This window comes from Mesorhizobium sp. M0119 (assembly GCF_040322615.1).
In the GTDB taxonomy this organism is placed as follows: Bacteria; Pseudomonadota; Alphaproteobacteria; order Rhizobiales; family Rhizobiaceae; genus Mesorhizobium.
The window spans coordinates 1-16,965 of sequence record NZ_JAMYTU010000041.1 but is presented as its reverse complement, the minus strand read 5'-3'; the positions used below and the strand labels follow the sequence as shown (position 1 = coordinate 16,965).

At 58.6% G+C, this 16,965-nt stretch carries 11 protein-coding genes, 6 pseudogenes and 1 other annotated feature; of the genes and pseudogenes, 5 read left to right on the top strand and 12 right to left on the bottom strand.

Annotation, left to right across the window (positions count from 1 at the left end):
- The first annotated feature begins 8 nt into the window (after nucleotides 1-8).
- Genes NKJ40_RS26195 through NKJ40_RS26185 form a run of 3 tightly spaced genes read left to right on the top strand, consistent with a single transcriptional unit; the run spans nucleotide 9 to nucleotide 3,320 of the window.
- A complete protein-coding gene (locus tag NKJ40_RS26195) occupies nucleotides 9-1,271 on the top strand; it encodes a methylaspartate ammonia-lyase (protein ID WP_352468554.1) in 1,263 nt (420 codons plus the stop codon).
- Nucleotides 1,268-2,443: a CaiB/BaiF CoA transferase family protein gene (locus NKJ40_RS26190; RefSeq protein ID WP_352468553.1), complete on the top strand. Its 1,176-nt coding sequence runs from the start codon at nucleotides 1,268-1,270 to the stop codon at nucleotides 2,441-2,443. The genes NKJ40_RS26195 and NKJ40_RS26190 overlap by 4 nt, the downstream gene beginning before the upstream one ends.
- Nucleotides 2,436-3,320 (top strand): HpcH/HpaI aldolase/citrate lyase family protein, encoded by an 885-nt coding sequence (locus NKJ40_RS26185; protein WP_352468552.1) that lies wholly within the window; start codon nucleotides 2,436-2,438, stop codon nucleotides 3,318-3,320. Before NKJ40_RS26190 ends, NKJ40_RS26185 begins: the two co-directional genes overlap by 8 nt.
- On the opposite strand, the gene NKJ40_RS26180 is transcribed toward NKJ40_RS26185, so the two are convergent.
- The gene (locus NKJ40_RS26180) at nucleotides 3,271-4,227 is read right to left on the bottom strand and encodes a LysR family transcriptional regulator (RefSeq protein WP_352468551.1); all 957 of its coding nucleotides are present in this window, start codon (nucleotides 4,225-4,227) and stop codon (nucleotides 3,271-3,273) included. The genes NKJ40_RS26185 and NKJ40_RS26180 overlap by 50 nt on opposite strands.
- 354 nt (nucleotides 4,228-4,581) lie before the next feature.
- Here NKJ40_RS26180 and NKJ40_RS26175 point away from each other — a divergent pair, with 354 nt between their 5' ends.
- Entirely contained in the window at nucleotides 4,582-6,099 is a 1,518-nt protein-coding gene (locus tag NKJ40_RS26175) for a fumarate hydratase (protein WP_352468550.1), read from the top strand.
- 233 nt (nucleotides 6,100-6,332) lie between these two features.
- On the opposite strand, the pseudogene NKJ40_RS26170 reads toward NKJ40_RS26175, so the two are convergent.
- From NKJ40_RS26170 to NKJ40_RS26125, 11 genes and pseudogenes are all read right to left on the bottom strand, one after another.
- Nucleotides 6,333-6,974 (bottom strand): annotated as a pseudogene (locus tag NKJ40_RS26170) (integrase core domain-containing protein); the annotation flags it as partial.
- A 23-nt stretch (nucleotides 6,975-6,997) separates the two neighbouring features.
- A pseudogene (locus NKJ40_RS26165) lies at nucleotides 6,998-7,195 on the bottom strand (transposase domain-containing protein); the annotation flags it as partial.
- A gap of 31 nt (nucleotides 7,196-7,226) precedes the next feature.
- A pseudogene (locus tag NKJ40_RS26160) lies at nucleotides 7,227-9,293 on the bottom strand (recombinase family protein).
- Nucleotides 9,280-9,468 (bottom strand): hypothetical protein, encoded by a 189-nt coding sequence (locus tag NKJ40_RS26155; protein ID WP_352468549.1) that lies wholly within the window; start codon nucleotides 9,466-9,468, stop codon nucleotides 9,280-9,282. The pseudogene NKJ40_RS26160 and the gene NKJ40_RS26155 overlap by 14 nt, the downstream one beginning before the upstream one ends.
- A gap of 236 nt (nucleotides 9,469-9,704) precedes the next feature.
- Nucleotides 9,705-11,186 (bottom strand): annotated as a pseudogene (gene tnpC / locus NKJ40_RS26150) (IS66 family transposase); the annotation flags it as partial.
- A gap of 73 nt (nucleotides 11,187-11,259) precedes the next feature.
- Entirely contained in the window at nucleotides 11,260-11,514 is a 255-nt protein-coding gene (gene tnpB / locus NKJ40_RS31970; protein WP_502903762.1) for an IS66 family insertion sequence element accessory protein TnpB, read from the bottom strand.
- Nucleotides 11,511-11,891 carry a transposase gene (locus tag NKJ40_RS26145; protein ID WP_245274633.1) on the bottom strand — a complete coding sequence of 127 codons (381 nt, stop codon included), beginning with the start codon at nucleotides 11,889-11,891 and terminating at the stop codon, nucleotides 11,511-11,513. The genes tnpB and NKJ40_RS26145 overlap by 4 nt, the downstream gene beginning before the upstream one ends.
- A gap of 103 nt (nucleotides 11,892-11,994) precedes the next feature.
- Nucleotides 11,995-12,345, bottom strand: a pseudogene (locus tag NKJ40_RS26140) (transposase family protein); the annotation flags it as partial.
- Nucleotides 12,346-12,503: 158 nt separating this feature from the next.
- On the bottom strand, nucleotides 12,504-12,824 hold the full coding sequence (locus NKJ40_RS26135; RefSeq protein ID WP_352468547.1) for a hypothetical protein: 321 nt from the start codon (nucleotides 12,822-12,824) through the stop codon (nucleotides 12,504-12,506).
- Nucleotide 12,825: 1 nt separating this feature from the next.
- Nucleotides 12,826-13,101, bottom strand: a complete 276-nt coding sequence (locus NKJ40_RS26130) for an ABC transporter substrate-binding protein (RefSeq protein WP_352468546.1) — start codon at nucleotides 13,099-13,101, stop codon at nucleotides 12,826-12,828.
- A gap of 54 nt (nucleotides 13,102-13,155) precedes the next feature.
- A pseudogene (locus NKJ40_RS26125) lies at nucleotides 13,156-14,384 on the bottom strand (IS3 family transposase).
- Nucleotides 13,989-14,100: a sequence feature (AL1L pseudoknot), on the bottom strand. It overlaps the preceding pseudogene by 112 nt.
- An 877-nt stretch (nucleotides 14,385-15,261) precedes the next feature.
- Between NKJ40_RS26125 and NKJ40_RS26120 the strand changes: the two are divergent.
- The gene (locus NKJ40_RS26120; protein ID WP_352468545.1) at nucleotides 15,262-16,827 is read left to right on the top strand and encodes an ABC transporter substrate-binding protein; all 1,566 of its coding nucleotides are present in this window, start codon (nucleotides 15,262-15,264) and stop codon (nucleotides 16,825-16,827) included.
- Nucleotides 16,828-16,965 lie beyond the last annotated feature (138 nt).

Genomic DNA, 16,965 nt, shown 5'->3' with positions numbered 1-16,965 from the left:
CGAAGACGATGAAGATCACGAATGTTGAGTTCAGCCCCGGGGTGTCGTCCTTTTACTTCGACGACCAGGCTGCGATCAAAGGCGGTGCCGGGATGGACGGTTTCACCTATGTAGGTGCAGCGACGACTCCGGGCTTCGACAACATCCGGCAATCCGGCGAAGCGGTATCCGTTCTCCTTCAGCTGGAAAATGGCCAATGGGCAGAAGGCGATTGCGCCGCGGTGCAGTATTCAGGCGCCGGCGGACGCGACCCGCTGTTCACGGCGGAGCGCTACATCCCGTGGATGATCTCCAACCTGCGTCCTCTGCTGATCGGTCGTGACGTCAGCCGTTTTGCCGAGAACGCGCGATCCATCGACCAACTCTCCGACAATGGACGGCCGATCCACACGGCAATCCGCTATGGCCTGTCACAGGCGCTGCTCGATGGAACCGCAAAAGCCACCAGCCGGCTGAAGGTCGAGGTGGTCTGCGACGAATATCGTCTGCCGATTGATACGTCGCCTCTCAAGCTGTTCGGGCAGAGTGGTGACGATCGATACAATGCGGTCGACAAGATGATCATGAAGCGTGTCGACGCGCTCCCACATGGGCTGATCAACAACGTCTCCACCAAGCTCGGTGAGAATGGCGGACGCCTTCGGGAGTATGTCACCTGGTTGGCCCGGCGCATCAAGAAACTTCGAGTCGATGAAAGTTACGCCCCCACGATCCACATCGACGTCTACGGAACGATCGGACTGATTTTCGACAACGATCCCGTGGCGATCGCTAATTATCTGGACGAACTCGAAAAGAGAGCGGAAAAATTTCCTCTCTATATCGAGGGACCGGTCGACGTCGGAAACAAGCCAGGCCAAATCGAACTGCTGAAGGCAATCAAAGGTCGCCTCAGCGATATCGGCAGCAACGTCCGAATAGTCGCTGATGAATGGTGCAATACGCATCAGGACATCATCGAGTTCGTTGACGCGCAGTGCTGCGACATGGTGCAAATCAAAACGCCCGACCTGGGCAGCATTCACAATACGATCGAAGCAGTTCTCTATTGCCACGCGCACAGGGTTGAGGCCTATCTCGGCGGCACCTGCAATGAGACTGATGTTTCAGCACGTGCATGCCTCCATGTGGCGCAAGCGACCCGTCCACAGCGCGTATTGATCAAGCCCGGCATGGGCTTCGATGAAGGTCTGACGATCGTTGCCAACGAAATGCGGCGAAACCAGTCCATTCTGCAAGCCAAGCATGGGGCGATGGGAGCAAGCCAATGAACATGAAGATGCAGAACGTCGTGCATTCGAAACCTTATTCCGGACTTCTGGTGGTATCGATCGAACAGGCGGTCGCGGCGCCGCTGTGCTCGTGTCATTTTGCGGAAGGCGGGGCCAGGGTCATAAAGATCGAGCGGACGGAGGGTGATTTCGCGCGCAAATACGACAAGGCCGTGAAGGGGGAGTCGTCCTATTTCGTCTGGGCAAATCACGGGAAGGAATCCCTGTGTCTCGACATAAAAAACCGGGATGACACAGCGCTTCTGCACAGCCTCCTCGGGAAGGCAGACATCTTCATTCAGAATCTGGCCCCTGGAGCAAGCGCGCGTGCCGGGTTCGACAGCGAGGAACTGCGCCGACGTCACACGAGGCTAATTACATGTGATATCAGCGGATACGGTGACACTGGCATTTACCGCGATATGAAAGCCTATGACTTTCTCGTGCAATGCGAGAGCGGCCTCGTCGCGGTCAATGGCGCTCCTGGCGCGCCGGGAAGGATCGGCGTTTCCGTTTGCGATATTGGGGCAAGCATGAACGCGATCATCGGCATCCAGCAAGCGCTATACCTCAGATCGCAAACAGGCGCTGGGTCTGGCGTGAAAGTGTCGCTCTTCGATACCGCCGCCGATTGGATGACGGTGCCTCTCATGCACACCGTCTACGGAGGCAAAGCGCCTCAACCAGTCGGCCTTCACCATCCTTCGATCGCTCCCTATGGAGGTTTCGCGACGTCGGACGGGCATGTCCTTGCGATTTCCATCCAGAACGAACGAGAATGGGTTCGCCTTTGCGCGGAGGTAATCGGCGACGCTGGCCTTGCCACGGATCCACGGTTTGCGGATGCGTCTTCCCGGGTGAAGAATCGGCCCGAACTGGATGCCTTGATCGGTCGGTTCTTTGCGGCGAACACGCGCGCCGACCTTGAAGAAAAGCTTCGCAATGCAGCGGTCGCTTATGGCGGTATCAATTCCGTCGAGACGTTCTCCCGTCATCCGCAGTTGCGCCGGCGCGCTGTGACGCTGGAAAGCGGGGACACCGCTGAGCTTGCAGGCGCCCCCGTCCAATACTCATTCAAGGATCCGCAGGAACCCTTCGGGCGGATTCCCAGGATCGGTGAACATACCGAAGCAATTCGACGCGAGTTCGCACGGATCGACGCAAATGTCTAAGCTGGGATACGCACCCCTTTGGCGATCGTTGCTTTTCGTGCCTGCACACGAGGAACGCTTCATCGAGAAGGCGCACGCTCGTGGGGCTGACGCCGTCATCCTTGATCTCGAGGACAGCGTGTCTGCGTCTGCCAAGGAAATCGCCAGGGAAAAACTCCGATCTTGCATCGGGAAGATCTCGGCGCATGGCGTCAGTGTCATCGTCAGGGTCAACCGGGATCTGGCAAATTGCGTGGCCGATCTTGGCGTCGCGGTCTCATACGGTGTCGACGCAATCATGGTGCCCAAGGTGAGGGGCCCCGACCATATAGCCTTGGTCGACGAATTCATCACGGAAAGAGAAAGACAGATTGGGCTGGCTCCGCAGTCTGTCAGCTTGCTCAACCTGATTGAAACACCCGCGGCTTTGTCGATTGCAGGCCAGATTGGAGCAGCTTCACCTCGAGTGATCGGGCTCGCGCTCGGGACTGAAGACTTCAGCGCGGAATGCGGGTTCGAGCCTACCTACGAGAACTTGTTCGGACCCTGTCATCAGTTGATCCTTGCCTGCCGAGCACAGAGCTTGCAGGCGTTCGGGCTGCCAGGCACGATCGCACGCTATGACAGTTCGGCAGGGTTCGACGATCTCGCGATCCGTTCTCGAAAGATGGGATTTGACGGTGTCCTCTGTGTCCATCCGAACCAGGTCGCGGCCGTCAATTCCGCCTTTCGGCCAACGCCCACTGAACTTGGTCAGGCGGCACGGGTGGTTGCGGCCTTTGAGGAAGCCGAGGCTTCCGACCGGGGTGCCGTCAGTGTCGACGGGGCCATGATCGACCTTCCGATCGTCAAGCGCGCAAGAGCTCTTTTGGCAAATTCCCAAAAAACCGCCGCATGAAGTTGGGGCCTTCGTTCAAAACGAAGGCCTTGAAGTTTTCGGCAGCGGGTCGCAGATGCTTTCCTTTCAGGTGGACGGCGAACCATTCACGCATTGCTGGCATGTCCTCTGCACGTAGGATACGAAGCTTCTTTGTTTGACATTCCAGCGCGATTGTATGGGCGGAGATGAAGGCCAGTCCCATGTCTGCCATGACTGCTTGCTTGATGTTCTCGTTGCTGTCCATAACGATGTATATCGGGGGTAATTGCATCGAGTGACTGGTGAAGTAGTAATCATGGATCATTCGCGTTCCTGACCCCGCTTCGCGAGCGATGAACTTGAAATTCACCAACTCCCGCCTTGCGATGTGTTGCTTTCCAGCCAGGACGTGATCGGGGTGACCGATCAGGACATACGGATGCGAAGCGAAGGGGACGGTCTCAACCTCGATGCTCTGTGGGGGACGCCCCATCAACGCGAGATCCACGCTTCCCGATTGCAGCAGATCGATCACCTTTTCGCGGTTGGCTATCGTGGTCTCGATCTGAATGTCGGGATGCAGCCGGCCGAATTCCCGGAGGAGATGCGGTCCGAAGTTCCTGGAGGTCGTCACCATTGCAACGCGAACCAGGTGGTCGAGTCTACCTTGCAGACCATCGATTACATTGCAAGCCTCGATCAGTGCCTCGGTCATGCGTTCCGCATAGGGGAGCAGTGCCGTTGCGGCAGCCGTCAACTGGATCGATCGACCGTCGCGATCAAAGAGAGGGGCGTCGAGGAACTCGGATAAGCGGCTCATCTGCATCGACACGGCGGGAGGGGTCAGATCGAGCTGCGCGGCGGCGGCCACGAAACTCTTATGTTCCACGACGGCCAGGAAAATTTGCAGCTGGCGAAGCGTTATTTTTTCAAATGCGTCGGACATTCGTTGCTCGTACACTTTCTATGCGTCATCTAGCAGGAAATACCCGCATAATGCCTGGCGCGATATTAGCTACCTGTTCTAAGCCTTCGTCCTAAAGAAAATGGACGAAAGAGCTGCAGCAGTGATGAGTCGCGAGGCGGCTAGGTCAATTGGCGTTGAGCAACCTCCGGCATCTGCTGTCTTATTTGGTCACAAGAGCTTACCTAAGGCTATTTAAACATAAGCGATACTATGCCATATGGGTCCTGGTTTCAACAGGGTAGCGATGGCACCGGTTTGGAACAGGGCGCTTGGAGCGCGAGCGACTGTGGGTTTTTCTTCCGCCTGAGTTGGATGGATAGGGAGTGACGATAAATGCAAGTGATATCTGAGACTGACCTGATCGACAGCGTGTGTGACGCATTGCAGTACATAAGCTACTATCATCCGCCGGATTACATCAAGGCTCTGGGAGATGCATACCTGTGTGAGGAATCCCCGGCGGCGAAGGACGCAATTGCGCAAATCCTGACCAACAGTAGGATGTCAGCGATAGGTCATCGTCCGATTTGCCAAGATACGGGCATCGTCACGGTGTTCGTAAAATGGGGACAAGGATGCACTCTCGCCTCGAGTCGCAGCCTCCAAAATGTCATCGACGAAGGCGTTCGGCGAGCTTACCTAAATACGTCAAATCCGTTACGAGCATCCATCGTCGCCGACCCGGCATTCTCGCGCCGCAACACGCGGGACAATACTCCCAGTGTAGTGCATGTTGAGATGGTGCCCGGAAGTAGAGTCGAAGTTACCGTTGCGGCAAAGGGTGGAGGCTCCGAAAACAAATCCAAATTCAAAATGCTGAACCCTTCGGATTCCATCGTTGATTGGGTGCTCGAGACCGTTCCTTCGATGGGCGCCGGGTGGTGCCCCCCGGGTATGCTTGGAATCGGTATCGGCGGCACGGCCGAGAAGGCAATGGTCATGGCGAAGGAGTCGCTTATGGCTCCAATTGACATGGCACAGCTAAAAGCTCAGGGCCCCACGTCAGACATAGAGAATTTGCGCGTCGAGCTTTATGGCAAGATCAATGCATTGGGGATTGGTGCGCAAGGTCTCGGCGGACTGACGACGGTATTGGATGTGAAGATCCTTGACTGGCCGACGCATGCCGCCTCAAAGCCCGTCGCAATAGTGCCCAACTGTGCGGCCACCCGTCACACACATTTTACCCTCGATGGTTCGGGACCCTCCTTTTTGCCGAAACCGGACCTGGCGTCATGGCCGGATATCTCATGGGCTCCGGACAAACGTGCGCGGCGGGTCAACCTCAATACGCTCACCGTCGCTGAGATCAAGCATTGGAAGGCTGGGGACCGCCTCCTTTTGTCGGGAAAACTGCTCACGGGCCGGGATGCCGCTCACAAGCGTATCAAAGACATACTTGCTCGCGGCGAACCATTGCCCGTCTCGTTCAAAGGCAGGGTCATCTACTATGTGGGACCAGTGGATCCGGTCGGCGATGAAGCTGTTGGACCAGCCGGCCCGACAACAGCGACGCGCATGGACAGTTTCACAGATATGATGCTCGACCTCGGATTGCTCGCGATGATCGGAAAGGCTGAGAGAGGTCTCGACACAATTGCATCGATTAAGTCCCATGAGCGTGTCTATCTAACAGCCGTTGGCGGCGCGGCATATTTGGTCTCGCAAGCTATTCGCTCAAGCCGCGTCGTGGCCTTTGCAGACCTAGGAATGGAAGCAATATACGAATTTGAGGTGGAGAACATGCCCGTGACAGTCGCTCTAAGTGCCGATGGTGACAATGTTCACGCGTCAGGTCCTGAATATTGGCGCCAACGTATGAGCCAAGTCTTGCCATTCAAAGGGATGTAATTCGGCCGGCACGGCGTCGTGCGACGGCGCGTAGACGGAAGCCGCGTTGACCTGACTGGTCTCGCAATCATCCTTCGCAGCTGTTAGCGTGCATCCATCGACGAAGCTCATCTGCCCCGTTAAAACTGTACGCGGTTGAAGGCGACGTGGTGCTCTGCTACTCGACATCTCGGTGGAGGATTATACGCCAACGATTGAGTTAGTCTGGCGCGGCGGGTTATCTAAACGTCGCTCTAGATGTTTAGTCCCGGCTTTTCTGGAGCGGATTTAGCCTGAAGCGTTCGGACTTGGATGTCCAGGTCTTGCAGATGAACTCATAAGCGTGAGACCCTTGAGAGTCTTTAGCCTGCGCGCGTAGTTGTAGGCCGCGACGAAGTCTGCAAGGTGCTGCCGAAGCTGGCTGTGGCTCACATAGTAGAAGCGTTTGACGGTGGCATCCTTGATGGTGCGGTTCATCCTCTCGACCTGGCCGTTGATCCAAGGATGCCTGGCCTTGGTCGTGCGGTGGTCGATGTCGTTTCTGGCGCAAGTGTATTCGAAGGCATGAGCCCGGAAGAGTTCGCCGTCGGCGATTGCTTGCCTGATCAACGGCACGGCCACCCGCCGGCGCCCGGCGTGGTGAACTGGATGCCGTGGTCGGTGAGCACGGTGTGGATCTTGTAGGGAACTGCTTCGATCAGTCGCAACAAGAATTCCCACGATACGGCGGTGGTGGCCTTCTCATGCAGTTCGACGAAGGCGACCTTCGACGTGCGGTCGATGGCAACGAACATATGCAGCTTGCCCTGCTCGGTGCGCACCTCGGCGATGTCAATGTGGAAGTAGCCGATCGGGTAGCTCTTGAACTTCCTCTTCGCCGGCTTGTCGCCCTCGACAGTAAGCGGGCAGCTGAGGCCGTTCAGCGCTGGTAATTCCATGGCATGAGGGCGTCGATATCGCTGTTTGGCCAGCCATTGGCAATGCGCTCGAGGGTCAGGGTGAGCCAGGCGTGCGGATCGACCTGATTCATCTTGGCGGTGGTCAGCAGGGTGGCGATGGTGGCCCATGTCCGTCCGCCGCCGTCGCTGCCCGCGAAGAGGCTGTTCTTTCGGGTAATTGTGAAGACCGATTCATTATGCACCCCCTCTTCAAATGGCGGGAAACAGCGATTTCTGATTATCCTCGTTGATGATACGCGGAGATTTGCGCGCCAAATCGGCCTTGATCCGTTCATCTTCAAGGTCGCCAGCGCGGATCTGGTAGGGCGCACCGCGCATGACCTGTTCGGCTGGCGATATGCCGTCCCTGACGAAACGGCGGATTTTGACGTGCGACACGCCGAGCTTCGCGGCCGCGTCCGACATGGTAAGCCATTCGCCGTTCTTGTCGGAAGAGCGATAGCCGCTGATCTTGTGCACCGTGCGCAGCGATTGGACGCGACGCGCGGTCCAGGTCTTTCCCTGACCGGTCTGCATGCCCATGCGATTGAGTGTGACAGCGATCTCGGCATCCGACCACCGGGTTGCCATGGATCGCATGATCGCCAGAGCCTCCTCAGGCGTACGCTGGCCATGCTCTCCGGATTTGGGCTTGCGAACCCGTACCTGCGAGTGCTGGCCTCCATGCCAGTGGATGGTCAAGATCACGTCGCGCGCATCGTCATCGACATCCGCCACGATGTCCTTGATGAGCGCGCGCAGCAGTTGCTGACGACAGCGCATGTCGACACCCGGCGCATTCCAGGTGGCCTCGAGATCCTGGGCGAGGCCCGTGAAGTCCGGAACCGCGTCGACAGCCTCCACACGCTGGACTTCGCTCAGCCGGGCCTCGCAGGTCTCCACGCGCCTGAGCGTGGCTTCCCAACTCCTCTCAAGCTGGGCCGCAATGAGCCGGTTCTCCGGGTCGCAGGCCGCATAGCGGCGCTCGACGAGCGATGCCTCGTAGCGCGCCTGCTGTAGGTCCAGCTCAATCATCTGCCGGCGCCTGGCTTCGCTCTCCAGCTGCATCCGTTCAGCCTCCAACGCCGCTTCGATCGCCATCGGCGCAACCGCCTCCAGCGCTTCGCGGGTCACCGCCGCGTTGGTGCGAAAGCCGTTGAACGACATGCATCGCGCCTGCGCCCATCATGGTGTTGCCGCGCTCGCAACGATAGACCGGATACTGGCCACGTCCGGCATACGTGACAACCAGTCTTCGCCCGCATCGACCACAGGAGAGAAGACCCGGAAGCAGCGCGCGACCGCCGCGGCCCGACTTGACGCCGCCGGCTTTGCCATAGGCGTTGGCCGCGAGCAGTTCCTGGTTCCGTTCGTACTCGCTCCATCCAATATAGCCTTCGTGATGCTCCTTGAGCACCACCGCCACTCGCTGGCCGGCTTGTAATGACCATAGCTCTTGCGGACGCGGCCATCGACGATCTCAGTGCGCTTCTCGCTCTTACCATAGACATAGGCGCCAGCGTAGAATGGGTTCTTCAGGATCGAGATCACGTTGCGGTAGCGGACCGGAACCCAATCGAAGGACACCATCTTCTTGCCGTCGGAGGGTCTGGGGAAATGCACGCCATCGTCGATCATCGAGATCAGGACCTGGCGCGCACTGCCGAGTTCGCGGAAGCGCGCGAATATCAGGCGAATGGTCTCCTGCAGGCGCATGTCGGGATCGAACCCGAGACCGTAATCGCGGTGCCAGACATAGCCGAAGGGCACGGAGATGCGCAGTTCTCCGCGCTGTGCCTTGGCGCGGGCGGCCTCGTACATGCGGGCACGCAGCACGCCGAGCTCGAACTCGCTGATGCTGCCCTTCATACCGAGCAGCAGGCGGTCGTTCGGCAATCCCGGATCGTAGACTCCGTCCAAATCGATCACCCGTGCATCGACTTCGCCGCACAACTCGAGCAGCCGATGCCAGTCCGGTCCGTTGCGAGACAGGCGGGACGCCTCCAAGCAAAGCACAGCGCCCACATGACCGGTGCACAGATCGTCGACCAGGCGCTCGAAACCAGGACGTTCCACAGCTCCACTTGCGGTGCGTCCCAAGTCCTCGTCGATCACCTCAACCTTGCGGAATCCCCAGCGCCGCGCGACGTCGACCAACTCATATTGCCGACGCTGGCTCTCGAGATTGAGCTGTACTTGCGCCTGCGTGGACTGACGTACATAGACGACGGCCTTGCGCTTGAGGACGGCAGTCGGAATCAGATTACTGCTCGTCATCGCAGCTCTCCTCCTCCGTTGCCACGCCGGCGGCGGCCATCAGTACGTTGGCGAGCCGGGCGATCACTATGGTCCGTTGCGCTGAACTCAGCCCGTTCAGCTTCTCCGAGTCGAGCGGCAAGCTGAGTTGGCGAACGACCACCAGAGATCGTGTCGGGGGTGGCAGGGTTCTCATGTTGCGCCTCCGCGATGGTGAAACCATCCGAAGAGCCTCGCCGGAAACGGCGTTCGATCAAGAGCTTGTGCAGCTCAAGCAGCGCGGCAAGCGATACGCGCGGGGGGCCCAGGTCCATCGCCGCGCAAGCCACGGGATCGATCATCCAGGCCGGAGCGGTAATGACATGCCCGGGCGCGACGACGAGATGAATGATCCGGCCGTTGGCGCGCTCTTCGCTGTTCTCGCAGCGAAGCCGACGTCCGAAATACGGGTGCCAACGGTAATGGACCTCGACCTCCTGCCCAACATGGGCAGAATGACCCCGAGATGGCCTGCGGCCGGATGGCGCGCTCGACGGTGTTGGAGTCGATTTCGATCCGGCCGTCAGTGAGGAAGCGCTCCAGCGCGGCACGCCGGCCGAGTGCATAGCGGATCGCCTCGGCCGGCTTCGATTTTCCCGACAGCTTGGGCAGCTCCTTTTCCCACAGCGCAAAGAGAGCGGCAACGATGACGGCGGATTTCTCCTGACGCGCAGTTATCCGTACTGCCGGGTCCTGGCCGCGTACGGCCTCCTCGGCGGCCCACAGTGGGGCCATCTGCGCCACCGTCTGCGAGGCGATAACGGAGGAGCCTGCGGCATGCAGTTCGTAGAACTTGCGCCGCACGTGCGACCAGCACGCCGCCAGCATCACGCCGTCATTGCCCCGATCGGATCGGGCCAGCCGGTTATAGGCGGCGTATCCGTCGACTTGCAGGATGCCGCGATAGCCGTCCAGATGACGGGCGACACATTCGCCGGCGCGGCTGTCCTCGAAGCGGTAGGCGACGATGGGCGGTCCACTGCCGCCAAAGGGCCGATCATCGCGGACATAGGTCCAGAGGTAGGCCGTCTTGGCCTTGCCAGATCCCGGCGCCAGCGTTGGCAGCGTGGTCTCATCGGCGAAGACCCGCTCCCCCTGCTTGATGCGAGCCAGTGCGTAATCGGCGAGCGGCTCGAGCTCGAAGCCGAGCTTGCCCATCCACTGCGCCATCTGTGACCGGTCGATCTCGACCTGATCGCGGGCATAAATCGCTTCCTGGCGGTAGAGCGGCAGGCCATCGGCGTATTTCGACACCGCGATCTGCGCCAGCAGCGCTTCGGTCGGAATGCCGCTTTCGATGATGCGGGCGGGCGCGGCTGCCTGGATGACGCCGTCCCAACCCTTGTAGGCATATTTGGGGCGACGCGTAACGATCACCCGGAACTTCGCCGGGGTGACATCGAGCCGTTCGGAGACGTCCTCGCCGATCAGGATCTTTTCCAGCGCTTCGCAGCCAGCAGGCGTTTCGGGCTCGATGACCACCTCGACCCGTTCGAGATGGGCCGCAAAGCCTTTGCGAGGACGCGGAGCGCGCTTCGCTTTCGAGCCGCCCGCAGACTTCTCCATCTGCGCTTGGATGGCCGCCACGCCGGTTTCGATCTCGTCGAAGACCAGCGCATACTGCTCCTCGCTCAGCGCACCGGCCCGCAACCTTTCGGAGCGGCTGCCGAAGCGCGCCCGCTCCAGCATCTTCACCACCGCCGTCAGTCGTGCGATCCGCTCCTCGGCGCTCTTGTTGACCAACTCGAGATGCGTATTGTGGGCTTCGAGATCGGCATTACGCTCTTCCAGACCGGCGGCTTTTTCGGCCATGGCAACAACCATCGCCTTGAGCGCGTCAACGTCGTCCGGGAGCGCGAGATCGGGTGCCGACATGGCCAAAATCAGAGCATATTCGCGGGCAATTTTCCCGCTTTTTCAGATCCCTGATTCATCATGCCGCAGGGTTTTACCCAACCGATTGCGGCCGCCTGACGGTCTCCGTTCGAACCCGTTTCCAGTCCATTCCGTCAACCAGAGCCATGAGCTGAGCATGATTGAGCTGGACCCGGTGGTGGCCGATCCGCGGCCAGCAGAACTTCGCCTCATCCAGCCGCAATGGATCCGAGCCGGCATCGCGCACCAGTGCCAAAAGGCCGTCGGGACCTTTTCTAAAATCGACGGGATGACTGGCGACCAACACCTTCACGCCAGCCGGGATCATGCCTGGCGAACCGCCCGGATAATCCGCACCAGCTGCTCCTCATTGATATCGGCACCGGCGCGAATGACCACGCCACCCAGCTCGATCTCCACCGACGCAGACGCTGTCGGCGTGACCTCGACAAAGCCGAGCCGCTCCGCATCCCTGTGTGGCGTGACCGCACCGCTCTTGATCGCCTTGCTCCGCCAGCCGAACAGCTGGGCCGGCGCCATCCCCGCCTGTCTGGCAATGGCCGATACATTCGCGCCCGGCTTCAGTGTCGCCTCGATCAGCCGCGACTTCGCTTCCGCCGACCAGCGCCGCCGCGGACGCTGCGGGCTTGCCTCCAGTCGGTTGGCAACCGCTTCAAGAACATGGAAACTTCTATCATCAGGCATAGGCGCAGACATAGAAATTGACACTGCAAGCTCCTCGGCTCCTTGCTTCAGTGTCAGTATGTCTCGCTCATCACCTCAAGCCGCGCCAGATGGGGTCAGCTTGGCGCTTACCCTCGACATCGGGCAACCGCGAGATGCCGTGCCGCTGTAAACATCGGCGCAATGACGAGCGCGTCAGATGCGGGAGTGTCGGCTGAAGGGCATAGAGACAGTCATCAAGGGGGAGCAGTGTGTGCCTGCGGAAGGCCACGATGAGCGCCTCCTCTTCCAACGACAGCACTGTCGAACGCGGGTCTTGCGGCCCGGTCGGCAGATCGGCGACCGAGGAGCGCTTCTTCCATTTCGCCACGGTCTTCTGGTTGATCCCGTAGCGCTTGGCCAGAACCCTCAGGCTCTCTTGACTATGCTGTATCGCTCGACGGATCGCCGCTGTCGTTGTGGCGCTCCCACTGATGAACTTGTCCCATAGCGCATCCTTCGTTTCGTAAGACAAGGATGCCCCATCAAAGCCTGGGATCAAACATCTAATGATTGTAAGTTGTTTCGACGGCTAGGCCAACCAAGCTTTCTCCGCAACCCGGTTGTCATCGAGGTCATAGCGCGAATGCGGGTTTATTCCCCGTAAGTTGGAGGAATAGCCGTCAAGGTAGTCGCGATCACGAAGCAGGACATACCACTTTCGTCCGCAACCATCTGCTGGCATTCAAAATAGATCTGTTGGCGCTTGCTTTCATCGAGTTCAACGCGGGCCTGCGCAAGCAGCGCATCGAACTGTGGCGAACGCCAATCAGACTCGTTACTTTTGGCAGCCGAGCTGAGCATTTGAGTAAGGGCTCGATCCGCGGGGCGGCGGCCCCATAACGTAACGCAGAACGGGACTTTCATCCAAACGCAGCCCCAATATTCATTGACCGCGGCACGTGTCAGAGTCATATCAATCCCGGCCGTCTTCAATGACTGTCGAAAAACCCTGGCCACATTCGACGGCAGAACTCCAAGCTGCTGCCGAGGTGAACAGTTCCACTTTTGCCCCGGGCTTGAGATCCGCTTTCTTGAAGTGGAATGCGGCTTTGTCAGGATCATATGTCCGCTGCGGCATGTCCGTGTTGTAGAACTTGCTCGTCGGGTCCAGGGGGTGATCGTTGCCTGGAACCGCGTAACCCTTATAAATCAGTTTAACGATTTCTTCGCGATCGATACCCCACTTCATCGCAAGACGAAGATTTGAACCGCACCGGGTTTGCCGGAGGCCGTTTCGTTTGAGTCACGCGGCCATGGCTGGTTCTTCCAGCATGGCGTAGTTCCGTTCCTCGGCTTCGGCCGGCGGGATGGTTGCCGATGGGCTCCAGCAGCCGGCGATCGTTGAACCAGTCGACCCATTCCAACGTCGCGAACTCGACGGCCTCGAATGAGCGCCAGGGTCCGCGTCGGTGGATCACCTCGGCCTTGTAGAGACCGTTGATGGTTTCGGCGAGAGCATTGTCAAAGCTGTCGCCGACGCTGCCGACCGAGGGCTCGACGCCGGCCTCCGCCAAGCGCTCGGTGTATCGAATGCTGACGTATTGGCTGCCTCTATCGCTGTGGTGCACGAGCCCGCCACCCTGAACAGGGCGTCGATCGTGTAATGCCTGTTCCAGGGCATCGAGAACGAAGGCGGCATGCGCCGTCCGGCTCACCCGCCAGCCGACGATCCGGCGGGCATAGGTGTCGATGACGAAAGCCACGTAGACGAAGCCGGTCCAGGTCGCGACGTCAGGTAAAGTCGGAGACCCACAGCATGTTCGGCGCCGGAGCATAGAACTGGCGATTGACGTGATCGAGAGGGCAAGGTGCGGCCTTGTCGCTCACCGTGGTGCGGATCGGCTTGCCGCGGATGATGCCTTCGAGACCCATGGCCTTCATCAGGCGGGCAACCGTGCAGCGGGCGACGTCGAAGCCCTTGCGCCGCAACTGCCGCCAGACCTTGCGAACGCCGTAGACGCGGAAGTTCGCCTCAAACACGCGTCGGACCTCATCCTTCAAGGCTGCATCCCGTCTTGCCCGAGCCGACAGCCGGCAGGGGTCGACGCGCTTGGCGACATGGTCGTGGTAGGTCGACGGGGCGATCGGCAGCACGTTGCAGAACGACCCCATGCGCCTTGCGGTGATCGTCGATGAACGCGATCATGGCCTGAACCGGCGGTCGAGCTCCGTCTGGGCAAAATAAGCGGAAGCTTTGCGGACGATCTCGTTCGCCTGTCGAAGCTCGCGGTTCTCGCGTTCCAGAGCCTTGAGCTTCGCCGTCACATCCGAGGGCACGCCAGCGCGGACGCCGCTGTCGCGCTCGGCTCTCTTCACCCACTCATACAGTGTTTGCGCCGTGCAGCCGATCTTGGCTGCGATCGATGAGATCGCCGCCCATCGCGAGGTGTGCTCGCTTTCGTGATCCAGCACCATCCGAACCGCGCGGTTGCGAACCTCGGGAGAAAACTTGTTGGTCGTCTTGCTTGTCATGGCTCCACCTTCTCAGGAGTTGGAGCCTCCGATCAACCCGGCGCGGTTCAAGTTTCCATATTGGTAAGACATATAAACACAAACTTCTCCGCTCATAAGTTCTGGATCCAACGTATCGGTCGAGGATCCGCCCTTTACGCCCACGATCAGTTTGCCGCCCCGCGTGGGAGATTGTGCCGACGATTCCTTCAGTAGCAGGACTCCGCCCAAGCCAGCGCCTATGCCCACAACCACGGACCTCTGGAGAAGACTCCTTCGCGTGATATCAAAAATCGACATCTCAGATTTCTTGTGCATTTTTATTCCCTTTTTGCTCGTTCAAGACTGTTAGGGGTGCGAAGATAAAAGCCGGCTCGGGAGGGCAAATACTATAGACGCGCTCGGCTTTCTTTGATTCGGAATCAATGAGCCTGTCCATGTCGCGGGGGAAGACATCGCGATTTTGCATTCCGCTGTTGATCAGTCGCCTTCACGACGAACGGATCGTCACCCCAGAGCGCATCTCAAGCTTAGAAAGTACTGCCTATTTATCGACATCGGTTTTCCAAGGATTTTGATGCTAAATGCAATAAAGGCGCTCTTTACCTGCCAAGGGATGACCTTTAAACCCGGCTCTGATGCATCCAAATTGGCGATAAGACAACGAACGGCAGTAGGCTTAATAATGACTCGGCGCAAACAACAGGTCTCGCGAGCCCCATTCTCCGTGTTGCCCTCATTATGCGCTCCTAGCGCCTAAAAGCCGAAAATTTTCTGCAATGTGAAAAGTGTATTGTGATGCCTGAATTTTCCTTTAGGATAATGCCGGCCGCTCGGACGAGAAACCGATAAGGGAACCCGCCGCTGGAACGGTCGTCACAGCCAATGGGAGTTAACAATGGGTTTTGAACATTCGAGCAACAAACCGTTGCTCCAGATTGATCGGCGAACTTTGCTTCGTGGATCCGTAGGTCTCGGCATAGCCGGCGCTGTTGGCCGTTTTGTTCGGCCGACAACGGCATTTGCTCAAACGCCCCGGCGTGGCGGCAAATTTGTCGCCGCGGTTAAGAGTGGATCGACGACCGACACGCTTGACCCCACGATAATGCTTTCTACGGTCTCGCTGTTTGTCTCCTACCAGTTTGGCAACCGGTTGCTGGAACGCACAACAGATGGAAATTTGGTCAGCGAGTTGGCTGAGAGCTGGGAGCCGAGCGATAGCGGAAAAACGTGGACGTTCACCCTGAGAAAGGGTGTTACCTTTCACAACGGTAAAGAACTCACCGCCAATGACATGGTCTACTCGCTGAACCGTCACCGCGGCCCCGATACCAAATCGGGCGCTGCCGCCCTGATGAAGGCGATCAAGGACATCAAGGTGGACGGCCCCTACCAATTGACGGTGACCTTGTCTGCGCCCGACGTCAACTTCCCATTCCTGATGACCAATGCGGCGCTCATTGCCCAACCGGAGGGAGAAGACCCGGCCAAGGGAATCGGAACGGGACCGTTTATCATTGACTCGGCGCAACATGGCGTACGGTACAATTATCGCCGAAATCCTAACTATTTCAGGTCAGAGGAGCCATTGTTCGACGAGCTGGAGATTTTGGTTATCAATGATGATATGGCCAGAATATCTGCGCTGCTGTCCGGATCAGCACACTTTGCCTCGAACCTCACACCGAACCTTGTTGAGCGGATTAAAGATTCCCCGTCTGTCAAGGTCGACGTAGCGGATACCACTAAGTTTTACTATTTTGTGATGCAAACGAACAAGGCGCCGTTTGACAACCCCGACCTAAGACTCGCGCTCAAATATGCGGTCGATCGGGATTTGATCTTAAAAACTACACAGGCGGGCTACGGCACCATCGGCAACGACAATCCCATCAATTCGATCTATCCGCTTTATTCGCCGCTGCCCCAGCACACGTACGATCCCGAAAAAGCCAGCTTCTATTACAAGAAGTCCGGCCACAGCGGCGCAATCGAACTTTACACATCAGAATCCGTGTTCCCGGGCGCAGTCAACGCGGTAGAACTCTTCCAGCAAACGGCAGCGAAAGCTGGCATTACCGTCAATCCAAAGCGTGTGCCGCATGACGGGTATTGGAGCGACGTCTGGATGAAAAAGCCGTTCTGCGCCTCCTCTTTCGGCAGCTTAGCCACTGAAGATCAGGCGTTTACCCAGCCATTCGCAAGCGACTCTCCGTGGAACGACGGTAACTGGTACCGGCCGGAGTTTGACAAGCTTCTCGTCCAGGCCAGGTCAGAACTCGACCTCGAAAAGCGCAAGTCCCTCTATCATGATGCCGCGGAAATGGTTCATGAAGACGCAGGCCACATAACCTTGATGTTTTCAACAGCTATCAATGGGCTGGCGAAAAACGTCCAGGGTTTCGTGGGTGATCACTTTAACGGCGAGGGGAAAAACTTCGCGCGTTGCTGGTTCGAGGCCTGATAAGCGAATTGCGAGCCTGCCGCGGGGGGGGGGGGCCCCGGGAGACCGCGCGCCGGGGGGGCCCCGCCAGCCACAATAAAAAAAAAAGAAAAAAAAAGCGTCGCTAGTGTAAAGAGGTAAGGCGCAGAGGCCACCCGC

Coding starts and splice junctions, on each gene's coding strand:
- NKJ40_RS26155 (WP_352468549.1), bottom strand. CDS start 9,468: ATGAGAACCCTGCCACCCCCGACACGATCTCTGGTGGTCGTTCGCCAA.
- NKJ40_RS26120 (WP_352468545.1), top strand. CDS start 15,262: ATGGGTTTTGAACATTCGAGCAACAAACCGTTGCTCCAGATTGATCGG.
- NKJ40_RS26190 (WP_352468553.1), top strand. CDS start 1,268: ATGAACATGAAGATGCAGAACGTCGTGCATTCGAAACCTTATTCCGGA.
- NKJ40_RS26145 (WP_245274633.1), bottom strand. CDS start 11,891: ATGCCTGATGATAGAAGTTTCCATGTTCTTGAAGCGGTTGCCAACCGA.
- NKJ40_RS26195 (WP_352468554.1), top strand. CDS start 9: ATGAAGATCACGAATGTTGAGTTCAGCCCCGGGGTGTCGTCCTTTTAC.
- NKJ40_RS26175 (WP_352468550.1), top strand. CDS start 4,582: ATGCAAGTGATATCTGAGACTGACCTGATCGACAGCGTGTGTGACGCA.
- NKJ40_RS26135 (WP_352468547.1), bottom strand. CDS start 12,824: ATGACTCTGACACGTGCCGCGGTCAATGAATATTGGGGCTGCGTTTGG.
- NKJ40_RS26130 (WP_352468546.1), bottom strand. CDS start 13,101: ATGAAGTGGGGTATCGATCGCGAAGAAATCGTTAAACTGATTTATAAG.
- tnpB (WP_502903762.1), bottom strand. CDS start 11,514: ATGATCCCGGCTGGCGTGAAGGTGTTGGTCGCCAGTCATCCCGTCGAT.
- NKJ40_RS26180 (WP_352468551.1), bottom strand. CDS start 4,227: ATGTCCGACGCATTTGAAAAAATAACGCTTCGCCAGCTGCAAATTTTC.
- NKJ40_RS26185 (WP_352468552.1), top strand. CDS start 2,436: ATGTCTAAGCTGGGATACGCACCCCTTTGGCGATCGTTGCTTTTCGTG.